18 protein-coding genes and 2 pseudogenes are annotated in these 20,478 nt (G+C 71.2%); 8 read left to right on the forward strand and 12 right to left on the reverse strand.

Annotated elements, in window-relative coordinates; translation table 11 throughout:
• Positions 1–147: 147 nt before the first annotated feature.
• Positions 148–279, forward strand: a pseudogene (locus KBA23_RS04550) (ISAs1 family transposase); the annotation flags it as partial.
• Between the two features lie 127 nt (positions 280–406).
• Here KBA23_RS04550 and KBA23_RS04555 read toward each other — a convergent pair.
• The 5 genes from KBA23_RS04555 to cysG are packed head-to-tail and all read right to left on the reverse strand — an operon-like array spanning position 407 to position 4,927.
• Entirely contained in the window at positions 407–826 is a 420-nt protein-coding gene (locus KBA23_RS04555) for a DUF934 domain-containing protein (protein ID WP_290737194.1), read from the reverse strand.
• Positions 827–838: 12 nt separating this feature from the next.
• The gene (locus tag KBA23_RS04560) at positions 839–1,579 is read right to left on the reverse strand and encodes a phosphoadenylyl-sulfate reductase (RefSeq protein ID WP_290737195.1); all 741 of its coding nucleotides are present in this window, start codon (positions 1,577–1,579) and stop codon (positions 839–841) included.
• Complete coding sequence (locus tag KBA23_RS04565) at positions 1,569–3,239, reverse strand: nitrite/sulfite reductase (protein WP_290737196.1); 1,671 nt, start codon at positions 3,237–3,239, stop codon at positions 1,569–1,571. Before KBA23_RS04565 ends, KBA23_RS04560 begins: the two co-directional genes overlap by 11 nt.
• Positions 3,239–3,547, reverse strand: coding sequence for a DUF2849 domain-containing protein (locus KBA23_RS04570; RefSeq protein WP_290737197.1), 309 nt, complete (start codon positions 3,545–3,547; stop codon positions 3,239–3,241). The genes KBA23_RS04565 and KBA23_RS04570 overlap by 1 nt, the downstream gene beginning before the upstream one ends.
• Positions 3,548–4,927, reverse strand: a complete 1,380-nt coding sequence (gene cysG / locus KBA23_RS04575) for a siroheme synthase CysG (protein ID WP_290737198.1) — start codon at positions 4,925–4,927, stop codon at positions 3,548–3,550.
• A gap of 141 nt (positions 4,928–5,068) precedes the next feature.
• Between cysG and KBA23_RS04580 the strand changes: the two genes are divergently transcribed.
• The 3 genes from KBA23_RS04580 to KBA23_RS04590 all read left to right on the forward strand — a co-directional run bounded on the left by KBA23_RS04580 (position 5,069) and on the right by KBA23_RS04590 (position 6,461).
• The gene (locus tag KBA23_RS04580) at positions 5,069–5,533 is read left to right on the forward strand and encodes an Lrp/AsnC family transcriptional regulator (RefSeq protein WP_290737199.1); all 465 of its coding nucleotides are present in this window, start codon (positions 5,069–5,071) and stop codon (positions 5,531–5,533) included.
• A gap of 75 nt (positions 5,534–5,608) precedes the next feature.
• Positions 5,609–5,935, forward strand: a complete 327-nt coding sequence (locus tag KBA23_RS04585; protein WP_290737200.1) for a TIGR01244 family sulfur transferase — start codon at positions 5,609–5,611, stop codon at positions 5,933–5,935.
• Positions 5,936–6,035: 100 nt separating this feature from the next.
• Positions 6,036–6,461, forward strand: coding sequence for a hypothetical protein (locus KBA23_RS04590; RefSeq protein WP_290737202.1), 426 nt, complete (start codon positions 6,036–6,038; stop codon positions 6,459–6,461).
• Positions 6,462–6,491: 30 nt separating this feature from the next.
• On the opposite strand, the gene KBA23_RS04595 is transcribed toward KBA23_RS04590, so the two are convergent.
• The 4 genes from KBA23_RS04595 to acs all read right to left on the reverse strand — a co-directional run bounded on the left by KBA23_RS04595 (position 6,492) and on the right by acs (position 12,389).
• Positions 6,492–7,046 carry a DUF6790 family protein gene (locus KBA23_RS04595; RefSeq protein WP_290737204.1) on the reverse strand — a complete coding sequence of 185 codons (555 nt, stop codon included), beginning with the start codon at positions 7,044–7,046 and terminating at the stop codon, positions 6,492–6,494.
• 188 nt (positions 7,047–7,234) lie between these two features.
• Positions 7,235–7,975, reverse strand: a complete 741-nt coding sequence (locus KBA23_RS04600) for a DUF72 domain-containing protein (RefSeq protein WP_290737206.1) — start codon at positions 7,973–7,975, stop codon at positions 7,235–7,237.
• A gap of 309 nt (positions 7,976–8,284) precedes the next feature.
• The gene (locus tag KBA23_RS04605; protein WP_290737261.1) at positions 8,285–10,243 is read right to left on the reverse strand and encodes an FG-GAP-like repeat-containing protein; all 1,959 of its coding nucleotides are present in this window, start codon (positions 10,241–10,243) and stop codon (positions 8,285–8,287) included.
• Between the two features lie 205 nt (positions 10,244–10,448).
• Positions 10,449–12,389 carry an acetate--CoA ligase gene (gene acs / locus KBA23_RS04610; RefSeq protein ID WP_290737208.1) on the reverse strand — a complete coding sequence of 647 codons (1,941 nt, stop codon included), beginning with the start codon at positions 12,387–12,389 and terminating at the stop codon, positions 10,449–10,451.
• 225 nt (positions 12,390–12,614) lie between these two features.
• Between acs and KBA23_RS04615 the strand changes: the two genes are divergently transcribed.
• Positions 12,615–12,890, forward strand: a complete 276-nt coding sequence (locus KBA23_RS04615) for a hypothetical protein (RefSeq protein WP_290737210.1) — start codon at positions 12,615–12,617, stop codon at positions 12,888–12,890.
• Complete coding sequence (locus tag KBA23_RS04620) at positions 12,890–15,571, forward strand: sensor histidine kinase (protein ID WP_290737212.1); 2,682 nt, start codon at positions 12,890–12,892, stop codon at positions 15,569–15,571. Before KBA23_RS04615 ends, KBA23_RS04620 begins: the two co-directional genes overlap by 1 nt.
• Positions 15,572–15,737: 166 nt before the next feature.
• On the opposite strand, the gene rnr is transcribed toward KBA23_RS04620, so the two are convergent.
• Positions 15,738–17,990, reverse strand: coding sequence for a ribonuclease R (rnr, locus tag KBA23_RS04625; RefSeq protein WP_290737214.1), 2,253 nt, complete (start codon positions 17,988–17,990; stop codon positions 15,738–15,740).
• 103 nt (positions 17,991–18,093) lie between these two features.
• Here rnr and KBA23_RS04630 point away from each other — a divergent pair, with 103 nt between their 5' ends.
• Positions 18,094–18,357, forward strand: coding sequence for a hypothetical protein (locus KBA23_RS04630; protein ID WP_290737216.1), 264 nt, complete (start codon positions 18,094–18,096; stop codon positions 18,355–18,357).
• Between the two features lie 16 nt (positions 18,358–18,373).
• Here the strand turns inward: KBA23_RS04630 and KBA23_RS04635 are convergent, their stop codons facing one another.
• Both KBA23_RS04635 and recO read right to left on the reverse strand, forming a co-directional pair.
• A complete protein-coding gene (locus KBA23_RS04635; RefSeq protein ID WP_290737218.1) occupies positions 18,374–19,111 on the reverse strand; it encodes a sulfite exporter TauE/SafE family protein in 738 nt (245 codons plus the stop codon).
• Positions 19,112–19,136: 25 nt separating this feature from the next.
• On the reverse strand, positions 19,137–19,865 hold the full coding sequence (recO, locus tag KBA23_RS04640; RefSeq protein ID WP_290737263.1) for a DNA repair protein RecO: 729 nt from the start codon (positions 19,863–19,865) through the stop codon (positions 19,137–19,139).
• Positions 19,866–20,066: 201 nt separating this feature from the next.
• On the opposite strand from recO, the pseudogene KBA23_RS04645 reads away from it, so the two are divergent.
• Positions 20,067–20,406: pseudogene (locus tag KBA23_RS04645) on the forward strand (IS3 family transposase); the annotation flags it as partial.
• Positions 20,407–20,478: the final 72 nt, after the last annotated feature.

Consider the following 20,478-nt stretch of genomic DNA (forward strand, 5'->3'; position numbering starts at 1 on the left):
GAGACCATCGCCCCGATCCCCGATGATCCGATCATCGGCCTGCCTGCCATGGCGGACTGATCGACCCGGCTCTCGCCGGAGCTCGCGCTGGCCACCGCCAGCTACACCACGCCAAGGGACACGATCGAGCGCTGCGACGCCGAGAAACTGCTGGCGGTTTCCAGGGACCACTGGCAGATCGAGAACCGCCTCTTTCGTGTCCGCGATGTCACCTTCAAGGAAGATGCTTCACGCATCCGCTCCGGCAACGCCCCGAGCGCCGTCGCCCATCTCAGGAACGCAACCCTCACCGTCATCAGAAACCAGAAGCTGAAGCCGGCACGGGAAGCCTTCGCCGCAAACCCCAAAGCCGCGATCCGACTGCTCACCCGCGCATGAACTGAATTGCCCTGGCCGGCGGCGGCGCTCAGCGCATCATCACCTTGCTCTGGTAGGAGGGCCGCCCGCCCCGCGACCAGATCGTCTCCGGCTGGCGGTCGAGCATGCTGTCGGGGATCTCGATCTCATCGAAGCCGATCGCCCAGGCGGCGACGGACTGGTCGGCGACCAGCGGCCCGACGGCGCGGAGCCTTCCGGCGTAGCCCATGGCCCGAAGCCGGCGCGCGATCGAGAATCCACGCCCGTCCCCCATCGCCGGGAAGCTCACCCGGATCAGCGCCAGCCGGTCGAGCCATGGCGCGAGGCCCGCCGGGTCGCGGTCGTTCGGCCAGTCGACGGCGAGCGGGCCGGGGGGCAACGGGCTGGCGCCGTCGATAAGGGCGTCGGGCGACAGGACGTCGTCCTGCCAGGTCTCGGCCGTCAGGCCCTCGCGGGTGAGCAGTGGCATTCGGGCGTCTCCTCAGCTCGCGCGGCGGATGCGGCCGTCGGGGCCGAGATGGATGCCGCACTCGACCTTGTCGGTGCCGCGCCAGCGGCCGGCGCGCTCGTCCTCGCCCTCGGCGACGGAAGTGGTGCAGGGGGCGCAGCCGATCGAGCGGAAGCCCTTCGCCACCAGCGGATGCCGCGGCAGATCGTGCGTCTCCATGTAGGCGCGGATCTCGACGCTGGCCCAGTGGGCGAGGGGGTTGACCTTGACCCGGCCGGCCTCGGCCTCGAAATGCTCGAGCGCGGCGCGGCTCGCGCCCTGGAAGCGCTTGCGGCCCGTCACCGTCACCGGCCAGCGGCCCTCGACGCGCTCGAGCGGGCGCACCTTGCGCAGATCGCAGCAGGCGTCGGGATCGCGCCGGTTCAGCGTGCCGTCGGGATCGCCGGCGGCGATGTCGCCCAAGGTGGGCTTGAGGCGGATCACCCCGGTCAGGCCCAGCCGCTCCGCGACCTCCGCCTGGTAGGCGACGGTCTCCGGGAACAGCATCAGCGTGTCGATCATCAGGATCGGCATGTGCCGGTCGATCTGCGAGGCCATGTGCAGGAGCACGACCGAATCGGCCCCGAAGGAGGAGACCAGCGCCACCTCGCCGGGAAACTCGGCCAGCGCGCCCTCGAAGACGGCGCGCGGATGCGCGCCCTCGTAAGTGAGGTTGAGCGCGAGCGCCCGGTCGAGGGCTGCGCCTTCCAGGGCGCCGGCGCGTTCAAGCCGCATTGGAGCGCGCCTCCGCCTGGTAGAGCGCGGCCTTGAACGGCTCGGCGCCGAGGCGGCGATACGCCTCGAGGAAGGTCTCGCCCGGCTCGAGCCTGAGGTCGAGATAGGCCTCGATGATCCGCTCGACCGCCGGGACGATCTCGTCATAGGCGAAGCCCGGTCCCATCTTGTCGCCGATCGCGGCCGTCTCTGTGGCGTCGCCGCCGAGGGTGATCTGGTAGTTCTCCACCCCCGCCCGGTCGAGCCCGAGGATGCCGATATGGCCGACGTGGTGATGGCCGCAGGCGTTGATGCAGCCCGAGATCTTGATCTTGAGCGGGCCGATGTCGCGCTGCCGGTCAAGGTCCGCGAAGGTCTCGGCGATGCCCTGCGCCACCGGGATCGAGCGCGCCGTGGCGAGCGAGCAGTAGTCCATGCCCGGGCAGGCGATGATGTCGGAGACGAGGCCGGCGTTCGCGGTGGCGAGCTTCGCGCCCTTGAGCGCCGCGTAGACCGTCGGCAGGTGCGCCTTCGGCAGGTGCGGCAGAACCAGGTTCTGCTCGTGCGTGGTGCGCAGCTCGTCGTGGGCGTAGCTCTCGGCGAGGTCGGCGACGAGCCGCATCTGGTCGGAGGTGATGTCGCCCGGGGTGCCGCCGAGCGGCTTCAGCGAGATGGTGGCGATCGCGTAGTCGTCGCGCCGGTGGGCCTCGACGTTGGTGTCGACCCAGGAGCGGAAGCCGGGGTCGGCCGCATAGGCGCGCTCGAAGCCCGCCGTCGGCAGCGCCTCGAAGGCGGGCGGCGCGAAGGCCGCCTCGATCTCGGCGAGGAGCGCCGGGCTCACCCCGAGGAACGCCGCCTTGCGGACCGCGAAGGCCGCCTCGATCCGCTCGCGCAGCGTGTCGAGTCCGGTCTCGTGGACGAGGATCTTCAGCCGGGCCTTGTGCTTGTTGTCGCGGCGGCCGGCGAGGTTGTAGACCTCGAGGATCGCCTCGATGTAGGGCAGCAGGTCCGCCTTGGGCAGGAACTCCCGCACCACCTTGGCGACCAGCGGCGTGCGCCCGAGCCCGCCGCCGATGCTGACCTCGTAGCCGACCGCGCCGGTCTCGTCGCGGCGCATGATCAGGCCGATGTCGTGGGTCTTGGTGGCGGCGCGGTCGTGCGGCGCGGCGGTGACGCCGATCTTGAACTTGCGCGGCAGCCAGTTGAACTCGGGGTGGTCGGTCGACCACTGGCGCAGCAGCTCGGCGGTCGGGCGCGGATCCTCGACCTCCTCCGGCGTGGCGCCGGCGAGGTGGTCGGCGGTGACGTTGCGCACGCAGTTGCCGGAGGTCTGGATCGAGTGCATCTCGACGTCGGCGAGCGCCTGCATCATGTCCGGCACGTCGCGCAGCTTCGGCCAGTTGAACTGGATGTTGGTCCGCGTGGTGATGTGGCCGTAGCCGCGGTCCCAGCGGTCGGCGATCATCGCGAGCTGCCGGAGCTTGCGCGAACTGAGCGTGCCGTAGGGAATGGCGATCCGGTACATGTAGGCGTGGAGCTGGAGGTAGAGCCCGTTGCGCAGCCGGAGCGGCAGGAACTCCGCCTCGGTCAGGCTGCCGCTGATGCGCCGCTCCACCTGCCCGCGGAACTCGGCGACGCGGGCGGAAACGTACTCGCGGTCGAAATCGTCATAACGGTACATCAGGAACGCTCCGCCTGGCGGCCATGCTGGGGATAGTTGGAGGGGCCGCGGGTGCGGAACACCTCGCGGAAATGCGCGGGCGCGGCGCGGCCGCAGTCGTCGATGTCCGACTCGACGAGGTAGACGCCGACGACCCGGTTGGGGAAGGCCGAGGCGCGGGCGAGCAGTTCCTGCGCCGCCTCGGGATTGACCGCGAGCGCGGCGTCGCCGATCTCGCGCGACCACTCGCCGTCCGAGGTGAAGTAGACGACGTCGCCCTCGAGCAGGTCGTTGCCGGTCGCCATCTGGGGCTGGAATTTCCGCGCCATCTAGAGCGCCTCCTTCAGCTCGGCCGCGCTGGCCGCTGCGGCACGGGGTTCGAGACCAAGCAGCAGCATTACCGGACCATCCGGGCTCGAAGCAGCCAGCGCGTTCGGAAGTTCGATCAGCGTCGTGGCGATCACCCGCTGCCCGGGGCGGCTCGCGTTCTCGATGGCGGTGACCGGCATGTCGGCGCGCGCGCCGTGCATCAGCAGGCGGCCGCGCAGGAAGCTCGAGGCCCTCACGCCCATGTAGACGGCCGCCGTCACGCCGGGCCGGGCGAGTTCGCGCCAGTCGTGGTCGACGAACCCGTCAACGTCGTGGCCGGTGAGAATGCGGAAGATCGAGTTGCGGCCGCGCCGGGTCAGCGACTGGCCGACGGCCGCCGCGGCGGCGCTCGCCGAGGTCACGCCGGGGACGACGGCATAGCCGATCCCCGCCGCCTCGACCGCCGCGATCTCCTCGTCGAGCCGGCCGAACACCACCGGGTCGCCGCCCTTGAGCCGCACCACCGTCTCGCCCCTGGCCGCGGTCGCGACGATCAGCGCATTGATGTCGTCCTGCCGCCAGGACGGCCCGTAGGCCTGCTTGCCGACCGAGAGGATCGTCGCCTCGCGCCGCGCGAGTTCGAGGATCGCCTGCGGCACCAGCCGGTCGTGGATCACCACGTCGGCCTCGTGCAGGAGCTTGCGGGCCTTGAGCGTCAGCAGTTCGGGATCGCCGGGGCCGGCGCCGACGAAGTGCACGAAACCCTCGCGCGCGTCCTCGCCCTCGGCGAGAAGCCGCTCCAGCGTGACCTGGACGGCGGACTCGCCGGCCTCCAGCGCCCGCGGCCCGCGCTCGAAGTAAAAGCGCGACCAGAAGCTGCGCCGCGCCTTGCCGTCGAGCGCCTCGACGCGGCCGCGGAAGGCCTGGCCGATCCGGGTCAGCGCGCCGAGCCGGGCGGGCAGGAGCGCCTCGACCTCGGCCTTGATCTTGCGGGCGAGCACCGGCGCCGCGCCCTCGGTGCCGATCGCCACCGTCACCGGGTCGCGGTCGACGATCGCGGGGGTGATGAAGTCCGATCCGTCGAGGTCGTCGACGATGTTGACGAGCGCGCCCGCCGCCCGGCCAATCTCGGCGGCGCGCGCGTCAGCCGCCGCGTCGCCCGCCGCGCCGTAGACCAGCGCCGTCCCGTCGGCGTCCCCGGTCGCGATCTCGCGCGCGACGAGGGCGATGCGGCCCTCCGCGGCCCAAACCGCAACCTCCGCCGCCGGGCGCGCGCCGTAGACCTCGATCCGCGCCTCGGTCTTGAGCAGCAGGCGCAGCTTCGCCACCGCCACCTCGCCCGCGCCGGCGACGACGACACGGCGGTCGCGCAGATCGAGGAAGACGGGGTAGTGACGCATGGCGGTTCCTGTGCGGGAATCTGTGCCCTCAAGATAGGATATTTTCCCGGTGTCACTCAATGAGATGCTGGAAATAAGGACGTCGTGGCGGCATGGTGGCGGGAGTGGGGAACGAGTTCCCGATTCTCGGAGGTGCGAGGGATGGTCGCCGCGCTCGACGATCTTGACCGGAACATCCTCGCGATCCTGCAGGAGGATTGCAGCCTCGCGCTCGATGAAATCGCCCGTCGGGTCGGGGCTTCCAAGACCCCGGTCTGGAACCGGATCCGCAAGATGCGGGCCGCGGGAATCATCCGGTCCGAGGTCGCCATCCTCGATCCCGAGAAGCTCGGCTTCGAGTCCTGCTTCTTCGTGCTGATCCGCACCTCGCAGCACGACGCCGACTGGCTCGCCCGCTTCCTCAAGGCGGTGCAGGAGCGCCCGGAGGTCCTCGAGGCGCACCGGCTCGCCGGCGACATCGACTACATCCTCAAGGTCCGGGTCGAGAACGCCCGCGCCTACGACGCCTTCTATCGCGCGCTGATCAAGGAGGTGTCGATCTTCAACGTCACCTCGTCGCTGTCGATGGAGGAGATCAAGAACACCACCGCGCTGCCGCTGAGGTGAGCCCGCGGCGGGCTCGCGGCCGGGGCGCGCCCGTGCTATGGCGTCGCGTGCCACGGGATCCGCAGGAGCGCCAGCATGACAGCCACCCGCATCGCCCCCGACTTCGCCGCCTCGCCGCAGATCACGCCGGAGGACGTCGCGGAGATCGCGGCGCTGGGCTATCGCTCGCTCATGTGCAACCGGCCGGACGGCGAGGAGCCGGGACAGGCCCCCTTCGCAAGGATCTCCGCCGCGGCGCAGGCGGCGGGGCTCGCGGTCGCCCATGTGCCGGTCGTCTCCGGGCGCATCACGGCGGCGGATGTCGAGGCGTTCCGGACCGCCCTCGCGGAGCTTCCGGCGCCGGTCTTCGCCTATTGCCGCTCGGGCGGGCGCTGCCAGAACCTGTGGAGCCTGTCGCGCTGACGCCGCGGGACGCTGCGCGGACCCGCGCAGCGCCCTTTGCAGGCCGACGCGGCGCGCTATCTGGCCGACCTGACGAAGGAGTTTCGGCGGGCGGCCGGCGATGGGCAAGAGAACGCGGAGCGGCGATATCGAGCGCGACGTGCGGCGCGCCTTCGACGCGCTGGTGAACGAGGTTCTGCCGGAGGCTGCGCGGCGGCGCGGCTGGCCGGTTGCGAGCCCGGCGGCCTTCGAGCGGCTGCTGCTCGACCATGTGCTTGACGCCCCTTCCGAAGTCGCGCTGCGCGGCCGACGCGTCGGTCCGCTCGAATACGCGATGGCCGTGGAACTCGGCGCGCGCATGCTCGAGGGCGGCGTCTGCGTCGCCGCGGTGCAGGCCCGGTCGCGCGCCTTGCGCGCCGCCGAACCGGGCTGTGCCCCGACCGCGATCGCCCGCAATTGCGCCGCCGCCGTCGCCGCCCTGATGCGGCGCGCCCGCATCAGGGCGCCGCCCCACCGCCCGCGACCGCCGCTGACGGATCGGTTTTGATCGCCTGTCGTCGGCACGGGGCGCGTCGTGTCACCGTCGCGACAGGCGCGCCACACGGTCGCCGCCCCGCATCGGGGCCTCTGCGCGGCGCGCCGGCCCGCGTCCGCGCGACGCGAGCCACAGGCCGAGCCCGACGACCGGCAGGAGGATGTCGGTCCAGAAGATCACTCCGGCGTTGCCCGGGGCGAAGTTGTGGCTGCGGATCATGTCGAGCACGTGCCCGAGCGCCGCTCCCCACAGGAACAGCCCCGGCCCGACCACCGCCGCGAGCCGCACCTCGTCGCCGCCGCGGAAGGCGAGGAAGCCCACCACTGCGAAACCGAGGCTCGCATAGCCCACCTCGGCTTGGAAGGGACTGTTTTGCCAGCCGATATACGAAGCAGCCAGGTCTCCGAAGAACACGTGGAAGACGAAGTTGTAGAAGAAGGACACCCCGATCGAGAAGAACAGGAACCACGCGAAGACTTCCTCCCGGGCGCCCCCCGGGATGCGCCGCCGCCAGTGCGAGACGGCGGCGGCGACCAGCCCCAGCACGAGGAAGGTCAGCGTGAAGTTTCCGAGCGCGAAGGCGATTGCGCCCGCCACCCATCCGCCTCCGTCCGTCTCACGCATCGGGACGCCCCCGCTGCGGGATCGCCTCGCCGGGGCCGAGCCGGTCGACGATGGCGAGCTTCGGGATCGCGGGCTCCGGGCCGTGCTGGCGATACGGCATGGACGTCCTCCTCGACACGCGCGCCCCATGATTCCGCAGAACCGACGGCGGCTGCAATGGGTCAGGCGGTCCGTTCGATCAATGCCAGCGCCGCGGCGGGGTTCGCCGCCTTGTGGCCGCTGATGACGTAAAGAAAGACGTCGCGCCCCGCCTCGGCCCAGGCCCGCGCCCTTGCCGCCCAGCCGTCGAGCGCGGCGTCGGCGTAGCCGGCCGCGTGGCTTTCGGTCGTGCCCATGATGCGGACGTAGGCAAAGCCGCCGCCCCCGCCCTCGATCTCGGGATAGTCGCTGTCGCCGGCGAGGACGACCGCGACGCCGCGCTCGGCCGCCTGTTCCGCGAAGCCGTCGGCGAAGCTCGGATGACGGACCTCGATCGCGTGGCGCAGGGGCCGGGCGCCCGCCTGTTCCGGCAGGAGGTCGAGGAAGGCGGCCATCTCGTCGCGGTCGTATTTCCTGGTGGCGGCGAGCTGCCAGTTGATCGGGCCGAGCCGGTCGCCGAGCTCCTCGATGCCGCTCGCTACGAACCATCCGACGCTCTCGCCCGCCTCGGCGAGATTGGCGCGGTTCGTGGTGTAGCGCGGGCCCTTCAGCGCGAAGACGAAGCCATCCGGGGTCTCGTCGCGCCACTTGGCGAAGGTCGAGGGCTTCTGCGTGCGGTAGAAGGTGCCGTTGATCTCGATCGAGGAGAGCTTGCCGGCCATGTATTCGAGCTCGCGCTTCTGCGGCAGGCCGGGGGGAAAGAACGTCCTGCGCCACGGCTCGAAGGTCCAGCCGCCCACGCCGATCCTGATCCTGCCCGCCATCGCGTCCTCCCCGGCCGACTCGCGCCTCGTGGTGGAGCACTGAACCACCAACGGCGCGGCGGCGAAACCGCGACCGCCGGCCGACCGGCCGCGAGCGACGGCTGCAACGTCGATCCGCCAGCATCCCCCAGACGGCGCACCGCGTTCCAGTTTCGGAACGTGTCTTCGCCGAGCCGGGCGACCCCGGCGGTCATCGCGAGGCGCGCGCCGGCGATGCCATGGGCAGCCAGAGCCGGAGGCGCCCACCCGCGGCCGGGCGGGCGGGCGCCTCACCCGGACACGGACCGAGGCCGGCGCCGCCTCGCCGGATCAGAGGATGAAGTCGCCGGCCGAGAGCGCCCCCGGGTTGTTCATCAGCACCTGCATGTCGGCGACGCCGTCGCCGTCGGCGTCGAGCGCGATGAGGGTGTTGCCCAGGCGCAGCTCGCCCGCCCGTCCGCTGAACTCCGCCGTCCCGACGAAGACGAAGGCGTCGTTTACCGGCGTCCCGACCACGGCGTCGATGCTGGAGAGGTCTATGCGGTCCAGCCCGGGCTCGAAGTCGGTGATGGTCGTCCGCGCCTCCCGCGGGCTATCTCCCAGAGCGTTGAAGACGAAGAGGTCGGCGTCCGAGCCGCCGGTCAGCACGTCGACGCCACTGCCGCCGACAAGCCGGTCCGCACCACTGCCGCCGAGAAGCAGGTCCGCGCCGTTGCCGCCGAAGAGCCGGTCGTTGCCCGAGCCGCCCCGCAACTCGTCGTCGCCGTTGCGCCCTTCCATCCGGTCGGAGCCCTGGAGGCCGACGATCAGGTCATCTCCGGTCGTTCCCCTCAGCACGTCGGCCCGCGCCGTGCCTTCGATGAGGTTCTGCTGCGGCGGGGTGGCCGAGCGGTCCTCGGTCAGAACGATGTGCTGGTTGGCGGCAACCCCCGTCACGGTCTGCCGATAGCCGTCCGGCCACACGATGGTGACATCCGCCCGCTGGGCGTCGGCAAGTCCGAAATGCAGGTCGGTCGAGTTCTGCGCCCCGTAGTGGGCGCCGCCGTCCTGCTCGCGCACCTGCACCTTGCCGTCCGGCGTCGTCACGTAGACCCGGGCCCCGGTCCCGCCCTTCTCCGAAACCACGCCCTCGAGCTCGATGCTCAGCCAGCGGTTCCCTGTCGGCGTGCCCTCCAGGTAGACGTACTCGCCCGGCGTCGGCCCCTCCTTCGGAATCGAGGTGCCGATGAGAAAGTCGAGCGCGCCATCCCGGTTGAAATCGCCCGAGACGAGGTACTCGCCCCGCCCTTCCACCGTGCGGTCGATGAAGTGCTCGCCAGCCGCGAAGGTGCCGTTGCCCTGATTGAGATAGACGTAGAGCGCCACCCCGGCCTCGCGGGTCAGCGCGACATAGTCGAGGTCGCCGTCGTTGTCGAAGTCGCCCGTGGTGAGAAGGGTGCTGATGTTGACGGAGCGAGTCAGCGTGGCGCCCGCGCCGACGTCGACCCATGCCCCCGCGCTGTTCTGGTCGTAGAGCCTCTCGCGCCCGCTATGGAAGCCGAGCAGGATCTCGGAGTCCAGATCCCCGTCGAAGTCCCCGGTGACGAGATCGGTGGCGTTGTCGCGCAGCCGCGTGCCGGAGTTGAAGCCGCCGCCGCGGTTCTCGAACACCCAGACTGCCTTGCTGGTGGTGTTGAGGCTGACCACGTCGGTGAAGTCGTCGGAGCCGAGATGCACCGTCTTGGCGAACCGCTCGGAGACCAGGTTCCCGAACGGACGGGCGATCTCGTACCGGCCGTCCTCGCCACGCAGGAAGAAGTCGCCCGAATTGGTCAGCCCGTCCTCCCGCGGCTTCGCCGCCATGTAGAGGCCGATCTGCCCGTCGAAGTTGACCGGGATGCAGAGGCGGCCCCGGGCGAACGGGTATTCGAGGCCGAACAGGTCGGCGCTGTTGTCGGCGGAGATAGCGCTGCCGGTGTTGAGCTGCACCAGCGTCCAGTGCCGCGGGTTGTTCGGGTCGAGCGTTCCGCCCTGCATGCCGCCGACGGCCTGGAACATATCGGCGTCGCCGTCCTGGTCGACATCGAAGAACGAGACGCCGTGGTTGTCCGCGCCCCGCTCGTAGTTGACGACCCTCTGCTGCGGCGTGGTGAAATTGTAGATCAGCTCTTCGCTGCTGCTCAGATGGTGATTCAGATAAATGTCGAGGTATCCGTTCCCGTCAATGTCGTGAACGCCGATCCCCCAGTTCTCGTTTCCGCTGCCTCCTGCGATGGCATTGTTCAGCAGACTCGACCTGTTGATGAACATCGTCACACCCCCATTCCCTCGACAATCTTCGGCGATTTTTCCTCTTAGTCGGGCAATCCGGCATTGTCCATGAACCGGAGCCCGGAATAGTTAAATTCTACTGTGAGTAGATCGGCAGCAATGCCGTTATCGCAGAAAGATCAGATCGCGCTCGACCTTCGATTTGGGCGCGCCCGGACTAGAGCCGGACGCGCCCCGGATAGGGTCAGGCCTTGTTCATGCGGTTGTCGATCAGTTCGTCGACAACCGTGGGATCGGCCAGCGTCGAGGTGTCGCCGAGGGCGCCGTAGTCGTTCTCGGCGATCTTGCGCAGGATGCGGCGCATGATCTTGCCCGAGCGGGTCTTGGGCAGGCCCGGCGCCCACTGGATCAAATCAGGCGAGGCGATCGGGCCGATCTCCTTGCGCACCCACTGCACCAGCTCCTTGCGCAGCTCCTCGGTGTATTCCTCGCCGGCGTTGAGCGTCACATAGGCGTAGATGCCCTGGCCCTTGATCGCGTGCGGATAGCCGACCACGGCCGCCTCGGCGACCTTGGCGTGGGCGACGAGCGCGCTCTCCACTTCGGCGGTGCCCATGCGGTGGCCCGAGACGTTGATCACGTCGTCGACGCGGCCCGTGATCCAGTAATAGCCGTCCTTGTCGCGGCGGCAGCCGTCGCCGGAGAAGTAGTAGCCCTTGTACTGGCTGAAGTAGGTATCCACGAAACGCTGGTGGTCGCCGAAGATCGTGCGCATCTGCCCCGGCCAGCTATCGGCCAGCGCCAGCACCCCCTCGCACTCCACCTGTTTGATCTCCTCGCCCGAGGCCGCCTCGAGCACGGCCGGCCGCACCCCGAAGAACGGCCTCGTCGCCGAGCCCGGCTTGGTCGGGATCGCGCCCGGCAGCGGCGTGATCAGGATGCCGCCGGTCTCGGTCTGCCACCAGGTGTCGACGATCGGACATCTGCCCTTGCCGACGACCTCGTCGTACCAGTTCCATGCCTCGGGGTTGATCGGCTCGCCGACCGAGCCGAGGGTGCGCAGCGCCGAGAGGTCATGTCTGTCGACGAACTGCCGGCCCAGGCCCATCAGCGCGCGGATGGCGGTCGGGGCGGTGTAGAAGATGTTGACCTTGTGCTTCTCGCAGACCGCCCAGAAGCGGCCGGCATCGGGATAGGTCGGCACGCCCTCGAACATCACCGTGGTGGCGCCGTTCGCCAGCGGCCCGTAGACGATGTAGCTGTGGCCCGTCACCCAGCCGACGTCGGCGGTGCACCAGTAGATGTCGCCGTCGTGGTAGTCGAAGACGTACTGGTGCGTCATCGACGCATAGACGAGGTAGCCGCCGGTGGTGTGCAGCACGCCCTTCGGCTGGCCGGTCGAGCCGGAGGTGTAGAGGATGAACAGCGGATCCTCGGCCCCCATCGGCTCGGGCGGGCAGTCGGCGTCGACGCGCTCCATCTCCTGATGCAGCCAGAGGTCGCGGCCGTCCTGCCAGGGGATGTCACCGCCGGTCCGGCGCACCACGAGCTGGCGCACGCCGTCGAGCCCCTCCAGCGCACGGTCGGAATTGGCCTTCAGCGGCGTGTTGCGTCCGCCGCGCGGCGCCTCGTCGGCGGTGATCACGAGCTTCGCGCCCGAATCCTCGACGCGCGAGCGCAGCGCGTCGGCGGAGAACCCGGCGAAGACGATCGAGTGGACCGCCCCGATCCGGGCGCAGGCGAGCATCGCGTAGGCTGCCTGGGGAATCATCGGCAGATAGAGCACGACGCGGTCGCCGCGCGAGACGCCGAGGGTCTTCAGCACGTTGGCGAGACGGCAGACCTCGGCGTGGAGCTGGCGATAGGTGATGCTCTCGCTGACGCCGGGATCGTCGCTCTCCCAGATGATCGCGACCTGATCGCCGCGCTTGGCGAGATGCCGGTCGATGCAGTTGGCTGAAACGTTGAGCTCGCCGTCCTCGAACCACTTGATCGAGACGTTGTGGTAATCGAACGAGGTGTTCTTTACCTTGGAATACGACTTGGTCCAGTCGAGTCGCTTACCGTGTTCCCCCCAGAACTTTCCCGGATCATCCATCGAGGCCTGGTACATCGCCGCGGACTTCGGCGCGTCCACCCAGGCGCGCGCAACGGCTTCCTTCGATGGTGGGTGCATATCGCTCATGGCAGCTCCTTCCCGGGATCGCATTTTTTGCCGCCGGTCGGACGCCACCGCGCCTCTGCACCGGCCGCCTTTCGCGCAGGTTTATAGGATCCCGCACGGCGCTTGTAAAACATCATGTCTGCTGCACCGCACCATGAGCTGGATCAATTGCGCGGCGCTTTCGAGCCGCTTGCCCCGCTTGCGCGCGCCGCCCTATCCTCCGCGCGCATCGCGAGGGGTTCGCCCATGCCGACCGAGAGCGCTCCGCCGGAGCCCGAGGGCCTGGAACCGTCGCTGGCGCGAGCGGCCGTCCTGCGCCGCCGCCGCCGGGACGCCGCGGTCGCGCTGACGATCCTCGCCGCGCTGCTGCTGGTTTCGCCGCTCGTCGACGCCGTCGCCGGTCCGGTCCGCGTCCTCGGGCTGCCGCTCGGCGCGGCCTGGCTCTACCTCGCCTGGTTCGGGTTGATCCTCGCGACCGCGCGGCTCGCCCGCGGTCTCGCCGCCGACGACGGGGACGGCTGATGCCGGGCGGGAACATTCTCGTCGCGGTCTGCCTCGGCTACGTCGCCTGTCTCTTCGCCGTCGCCTTCTGGGCCGAGCGCCGCGCCGCGCAGGGGCGTTTCGGGTGGTTGCGGGGCCCGGCCGTCTACACGCTGTCGCTGTCGATCTACTGCACCGCCTGGACCTTCTACGGCGCTGTCGGCACGGCTGCGCGCGGAGGGCTCGACTACCTGCCGATCTATCTCGGGCCGACCATCGTCTTCGTCGGCTGGTACTTCCTCCTGCGCAAGCTGGTGCGGGTCGGCCATGTCCAGCACATCACCTCGATCGCCGACTTGATCTCGTCGCGCTACGGCAAGTCGCCGGCCCTCGGCGTCGCCGTGACGGTCATCGCCGTCGTCGGCTCGACCCCCTACATCGCGCTCCAGCTCAAGTCCGTCAGCCTCAGCTTCACCGCCTTCGCCGCGCACGACCCGACGATCGCGGCGGCGAGCCAGGCGTGGACCGGCCTCTGGGTCGCGGCGGGCCTCGCCGTCTTCACCGTCCTCTTCGGCACCCGCAGCGTCGACGCCAACGAGCGGCATCACGGCGTGGTCTCGGCCATCGCGGTCGAGGCGGTGGTCAAGCTCGTCGCGCTCGTCGCGGTCGGCGCGTTCGTGGTCTGGGGCCTTTTTCCCGGCCCGGCCGCGGTCTTCGGCGCCATGCCGCCCGCATTGATGGCCGAGCAGATCTTCACGCCGCGCTGGGTCACCCAGAGCTTCCTCGCCGCCTGCGCGGTCGTCTGCCTGCCGCGGATGTTCCAGGTTCTCGTGGTCGAGAACGTCGACGAGCGCCAGCTCGCCACCGCCGGCTGGGCCTTCCCGCTCTATCTGGCGATGATCTCGGTGTTCGTGCTGCCGATCGCCATCGGCGGGCTCGCCACCGCGCCGGAGGGCACGAACCCCGACCTCTTCGTGCTGAGCGTGCCGCTCGCGGCCGGGCGCGACGACCTCGCGCTGCTCGCCTTCCTGGGCGGCTTCTCGGCGGCGACCTCGATGGTGATCGTCGCGGCCATCGCGCTGTCCACCATGGTCTCGAACCACATCGTCATGCCGCTGTGGCTGCGCTGGCGGCGCGGCCGCGAGGGCGATCTGCGCCGGGTGCTGCTGCTGGCGCGGCGGCTGTCCATCGCCGGCGTCCTCGCGCTCGGCTACGTCTACTTCCTCGTCTCGGCGCCGAGCGCGCTCGCGGCGATCGGCCTCATCTCCTTCGCCGGCGCGGCGCAGATCGCCCCCGCCCTCGTCGGCGCGCTCTACTGGCGCGGCGCCACCCGGGCGGGGGCGATGGCCGGCATCGCGGCGGGCTTCGTCGTCTGGGCCTACACGCTCTTCCTCCCGAGCTTCGAGGGCGGTTTCCTGATCTCCGCCGACGCCATCGCCCACGGCCCCTTCGGCCTCGGCTTCCTGCGGCCCCACGCGCTGCTCGGGCTCGATGGCTGGGATCCGCTGGTGCACGCGGTGTTCTGGAGCATGACCGCCAACGTCGCCGCCTTCGTCGGCGTGTCGCTCGCCTCGACGCCCCGGCCGCTCGAGCAGTTCCAGGCGGCGCAGTTCGTCGACGTGTTCCGCCAGTCCGCCGCTACCCCCGGCATCGTCTCGCGCTCCGCCACGTCGGAGGATCTGCTCGGCCTCGCCGTGCGCCTGCTCGGGCCGGGCCCGGCCGAGGCGCTCTTCGCAGTCGAGGCCCGCGCCCAGGGCAGGACCGAAGGCCTGCCGGCGCCGACCGACCGTTTCATCGACCGTCTGGAGCGCGAGCTCGCCGGCACCGTCGGGGCCGCCTCGGCGCACGAGCTCGTCAACCAGACCGCCGGCCGGGGCGCCGTCTCGGTCGACGGGCTGATGCGCATGGCCGACGAGACGCTCCAGCTCCTCGACGCCAAGCGCCGGCTGGAGCAGCAGAGCCGCGAGCTCGAGGAGGCGGCCGCCCGGCTCCGCCACGCCAACGACCAGCTCAAGCGCATGGACGCGCTCAAGGACGCCTTCCTGAGCCAGGTCAGCCACGAACTGCGCACGCCGATGACCTCGATCCGCTCCTTCGCCGAGATCCTCGGGGACGCGGAGGACCTCGACGAGGCGACCACCCGGCGCTTCCTCGCCATCATCCGCGACGAGAGCGTGCGGCTGACCCGCCTCCTCGACGACATCCTCGACCTGTCCTTCCTCGAGTCGGGCCGGGTGACCTTCAACCTCGCGCCCGTTCGCATCGGCGACGTGATCGACCGGGCGCTCGCCGCCACCGAGGGCCTGCGCGCGTCGTCCGGGGTGCCGGTCGTCAGCGGCGACGAGGGAACGGACGTCGTGGTCGAGGCCGACTTCGACCGGCTGACCCAGGTCGTGGTCAACCTCGTCTCGAACGCCATCAAGTACGGCCGCTGCGACGATCCCCGCGTGACCATCACCGCCGGCCAGACCGAGGACCGGGTGTTCATCGACGTCGCCGACCGCGGCCCCGGCATCCCGCCCGACCGCCGCGACGACGTGTTCCAGAAATTCCAGCGCCTCGGCGAGTCCAACCTCGCCGGCTCCGCCGGGCTCGGCCTGCCGATCAGCCGCGAGATCATGCGCAACCTCGACGGCGACCTCGTCGTGCTGCCGAACGCCCCCGGCGCCGTCTTCCGCCTGCTCCTGCCGCGCCGACCCGCCCGGGCCTCCGCGGCGGAATAGGCCCCTCATACCGGCGGGCTCATGAAACGACTCGCGGACCTTTTTTGACCTTTAAGGCTTTTATCGTGTGTGCTCAGGTAGTTATCCTATCTATCACGCGTGTTAGCCCGTGTTGCGCCGGGTAGCATGGTAGACTCGCGGGTATCACCCCGCCTGCGGCCGCGCCCTATCGCCGCTTGTCGCGCCTGGCGTCTCGCGCCGCCTTCGCCCGCAGCCGCGACAGCCCGCGCCGCGGCCCGGGCTTCGCCGCGCCCCTGCGCGGCGTCGGCATGTTGCGCCCCTCCACCGCCAGCAGTTGGAACAGCAGCCCGCCGGTGATCGGCGCCGCTTCCTCGAGCCGCACCGTCACCCGCTGCCCGAGCCCGATCACCCGCCGCGACATCTCCCCCGTCAGCGTCTGCGCGTCCGGGTCCCAGGCGAAATACTCCCGCCCCAGCGTCGAGATCGGCACCAGCCCGTCCGCCCCCGTCCCGTCGAGCTTCACGAACAGCCCGAAGCGGGCGACGCCGGAAATCGTCCCCTCGAACTCCGATCCGATCCGCTCGGAAAGATAGGCCGCCAGATAGCGGTCGGTGGTGTCCCGCTCCGCCATCATCGACCGCCGCTCGGTCATCGACACGTGCTCGCCGGTCTCGACGAGGCGGGCCTCCTCGTCCGGGGTCAGCCCGTCCGGTCCCCAGCGATGCGCCCGGATCAGCGCCCGGTGCACGATCAGGTCGGCATAGCGGCGGATCGGCGAGGTGAAATGCCCGTAGCGCGGCAGGTTCAGGCCGAAATGCCCGAGGTTCTCCGGCGCGTAATAGGCCTGGGTCATCGCGCGGAGCACGCTCATGTTGACCATCTCGGCGTGCTCGGTGCCCGCCACCCCGTCGAGCAGGCGGTTGAGCTGCGAGGTCCTGAGCACCTGGCCCTTGGCGAGGCTCAGGCCGACGCTCTGCACCACCTCGCGCAGCGCCTCGAGCTTCTCCGGACTCGGCTCCTCGTGGACCCGGTAGAGCAGGCGCAGCCTCTTTTCCTCCAGCGTCTCGGCCGCGGCGACGTTGGCGAGGATCATGAAGTCCTCGATCAGCCGGTGCGCCTCCAGCCGCTCGCGGAAGGCGACCGACAGCACCTCGCCCGCGTCCGACAGCACGATCCGCCGCTCCGGCAGGTCGAGGTTCAAGGGCGCCCTTGCGTCGCGCGCCCGCGCCGCCGCGGCGTGCGCGGCCCACAGCGGGCGGATGACCTCGTCCGTCAGCGGCGCGGTCGCCGCGTCCGGGCGCCCGTCCGCCGCCGCCTGCGCCTGCGCGTAGGTCAGCGAGGCGCGCGAGCGCATCAGGCCGCGCACGAAGCGGTGGCCGCGCTTCTGCCCGCCGGCGCCGAGGACGATGCGCACGGCGATCACCGGGCGGTCCTCGCCGGCGTGGAGCGAGGCGAGGTCGCCGGAGAGCGCCTCGGGCAGCATCGGCACCACCCGGTCGGGGAAGTAGGTCGAGTTCCCGCGCCGCAGCGCCTCGCGGTCGAGCGCCGAGCCCGGGCGGACATAGGCGGCCACGTCGGCGATGGCGACCCAGACGACGTGGCCGCCGGGGTTCGCCGGGTCGTCGTCGGCGACGGCGGCCACCGCGTCGTCGTGGTCGCGGGCGTCGGCCGGGTCGATGGTGACGAGCGGCAGGGCGCGCAGGTCCTCGCGCCCGTCGAGGCCCACGGGCGCGGCCGCCTCGGCCTCGGCGAGCGCCGCCGGCGGGAACTCGTCGGGGATGCCGTGCTCGTGGATGGCGATGAGCGACACGGATTTCGGCGCGTGCGGGTCGCCGAGCCGCTCGACGATCCGCGCCCGCGGCAGGCCATGCGCCCGCGCCGGCCCCACCTGTTCCGCCTCGACGAGCTCGCCCTCGCGGGCCCCGGCGCGGTCGGCCTCGGCGACGATCCAGTCGCGATCCGCGCGCTTGTCGATCGAGGCGATCCGCCCGCCGGTCTCGCCGTGATGGTAGATGCCGATCACCCGCCGCGGCCCCATGCCGATGCGCCGGATCACCCGCGCCGCCAGCGGCGCGTCCTCGCCCCCGCCTTCGGCGACGAGCCGCCCGAGCAGCCGGTCGCCGGCCCCGAGTGCGGGGTCGTCGCGGCGGGTCAGCACCAGCACCTTCGGGGCCGGCCCCTCGGCCTCCCATTCCACCGGCTCGGCCCAGAGATCGCCCATGGCGTCGGCCCCGGTGACGCGCAGCACCAGCACCGGCGGCAGATCGCCCGCGGGCCGCGGCCGCCTGCGCCCGCCCTCGATCAGGCCATCACGCTTCATCTCGGCGAGCATCGCCTTCAGCTCGGCCTTGGCGCCGCCCTTGATCCCGAAGGCGCGCGCGACCTCGCGCCTGCCGGTCGAGCCGGGATTGTCGCGCAGGAAGGCGATGATCGCCTCGCGGGAGGGAAGCTCCTTCATGCCCGCGCCTTAGCACGCGCCCCGGCCCAAGCCCACGGCCAAAGGGCTCCCGCCCCGCCCGCGTCCCGTGCTAGCATCGGGCCTCCTGCGAGGGAGATTTCCGATGATCGCCCGACCCGCCCTGCTGCTTGCGCTCGCCCTGCTGCCCGCCTGCGCCGCCGATGGCCCCAACACCCATGTCGCGCCGGCGCCGGACGACGGTCCCACGATCACCGAGCGCAAGGTCGATCCCGACCCCGAGCACATCTCCACGGGCGGCAAGGTCGCCCTCGGCGCCGCCGCCGGCGTCGGCGTGGCGGTGGTCGGCCTCGTCGTCCTGACCGGCATCGCCGCCGCCGCGCTGATGTCGAACATGAGCGGGCCGTGAAGCCCCCGGGGCGGCCTCAGCGGAACGACCGCGACAGCATCTCGGCCCCGAGGAGAAGCAGGCAGACCAGGAGCCAGCGACGGAACCGCGCCGGGCTGATCCGATGGCGCACCGCCTGCCCGAGCGCCATGCCGGCCAGCGCCGGGACGACGGCGAGCGCCGAAGCCCCGAGGCTTCCGCCATCGACCGCCCCGCGCCCGCCGAGCCCGATGGCCAGCGCCACGGTCGAGACCGTGAACGAAAGCCCGAGCGCCTGCACGAGGTCGTCCTTCCCGAGTCCCAGCGCCTGAAGGTAGGGAACCGAGGGGATGACGAAGACCCCGGTCCCTCCGGTCACCAACCCCGTCGCCGCCCCGACCAACGGTGACAGCCACGGCTCCAGCCGCGCCGGCAGGACCAGCGGCCGCGCCAGCAGCGCATGCCCGGCATAGAGGACGAGCGCCGCCCCGAGCCCCGCCGTGGTCGCCCGCGTGTCCCCTTCGGCCAGCACCGCGCCCCCGGCGATGGTGGCGACGAAGATCGCCGCCAGCATCGGCCAGAGCCGCCGCGCCAGCGCAGCGAAGCTCGGCCCGGCGAGCAGCTGCCAGATGTTGGTGACGAAGGCCGGCACGATCATCAGGCCAGCGGCGGCGACGGGCGACATCAGCCCGCCGAGGATGGCCATCGCCACGGTGGGCAGGCCCATCCCCGTGGCGCCCTTGACCACCCCGCCGAGGACGAAGACCGCGGCGACGAGCGCCCAGTAGCCGCTCATCCCGGCTCCGCTCATGCCGCCCCGGTCACGTCGCGGCCCGGAGGATCGCCGCCACGGCCCGCGCCCGCGCCGAAGGCAGCGCCTCGCGGGGCAGCGTCGGCGCGAGCCGCGTCTCGAGGAAATGCCCCGTCAGCGCCAGCGCCGCGGCGACCTCGCCCGGCCCGGCCGCCCCCTCGCCGCACAGGAACCCCGGCAGGGGGAGCAGCCGCCCGGCCCAGTCCCCGGCGGCCTCGCGCGTGACCGCCCGCCCGGTCCGGGGCGAGACGAAGGCGAGCCCCGTGCGCGCGCCGGTCACCGCGCAGGCGGAGAGATCGAGCCCGAAGCCGAGCTCCGTCAACAGCGCCAGCTCCCAGCGCGCATAGCGCGCCGGCCAGTCAGGCTCGCGCCCCAGCGCCGCCACCAGATCGCGGCTCGCCGCATAGAGCGCCGGATGCGCCGCCCGCTCCGGCAGGGCGGCCGCGATCAGCGCCGCGACCGCGCCGAGCGTCGCCAGCGCGGCGCCGTTGCCGATCAGCGCCGCGATGGGCGTGCCGATCGGATCGACGCGGAAATGCCCGATATGCTCCTCGAGCCGCGCCGACCACTCGACCCCGAGCGTCGCGCCGGGCTGCAACACCGGCGCCATCCGCCGCGACCCGCCGCCGCGCACCACGCCGGCATGCCGCCCGTGCGCCGCGGTGAAGATCTCGACGATCGCCGCGCTCTCGCCGTGCCGCCGCGCCGCGATCAGGATGCCTTCGTCGCGCCAGTCGATCATGCCCGTTCATCGCCAACCCGGGCCATCCCCGCAAGCCCCGCCACCTTCGAAGTCCCGCGCCCCAGGGTTCGCTGAGACACCCCGGACGGCCTATAGAGCCGGGATGGAGGCGCCTTGATGGATGACGTAGAGCGCGGAGGAGCCGCGGGCGCGGAGACCTCGAATATCGGAGCGGCCGCGGCGCCGGCGGCGCGATGCCGGCCGGGGCCGCAGGGGCCGATGCCCGACCCGGCCCTCTTCGAGACAATCCGGCAGGCTGCGCCATGCCGGTCTGCGGACGTCGAAGGAGCGGGTGCGCCGGCTGATGCGCGAGAACGGCCTCGCGGCGGCGGCGCGGGGCGGCCGCCCCCGCGGCCCGCGCAGTCACGACGGCACGATCATCCCGGAGGCCGTCGACAGCATGTCGGGAACCGACATGACCGCAGCCCTCACCGCGGAGGATGGCCGGGTCGCGGTGCTCGCCGTCGATCACTGCTCGGCGTCCTGCGTCGGCATCCATGCCGCCCTCCACGGCGCCCGCCACGAGGCGCTCGAGCCGAAGTCCGGTCCGATGCTGCCGAGGTCGCTCATCGTGGTGAGAAGGACGGAAATCTCCTTATGGTTGCAGCCT

This window comes from Amaricoccus sp. (assembly GCF_017995835.1).
Classification (GTDB): Bacteria; Pseudomonadota; Alphaproteobacteria; order Rhodobacterales; family Rhodobacteraceae; genus Amaricoccus.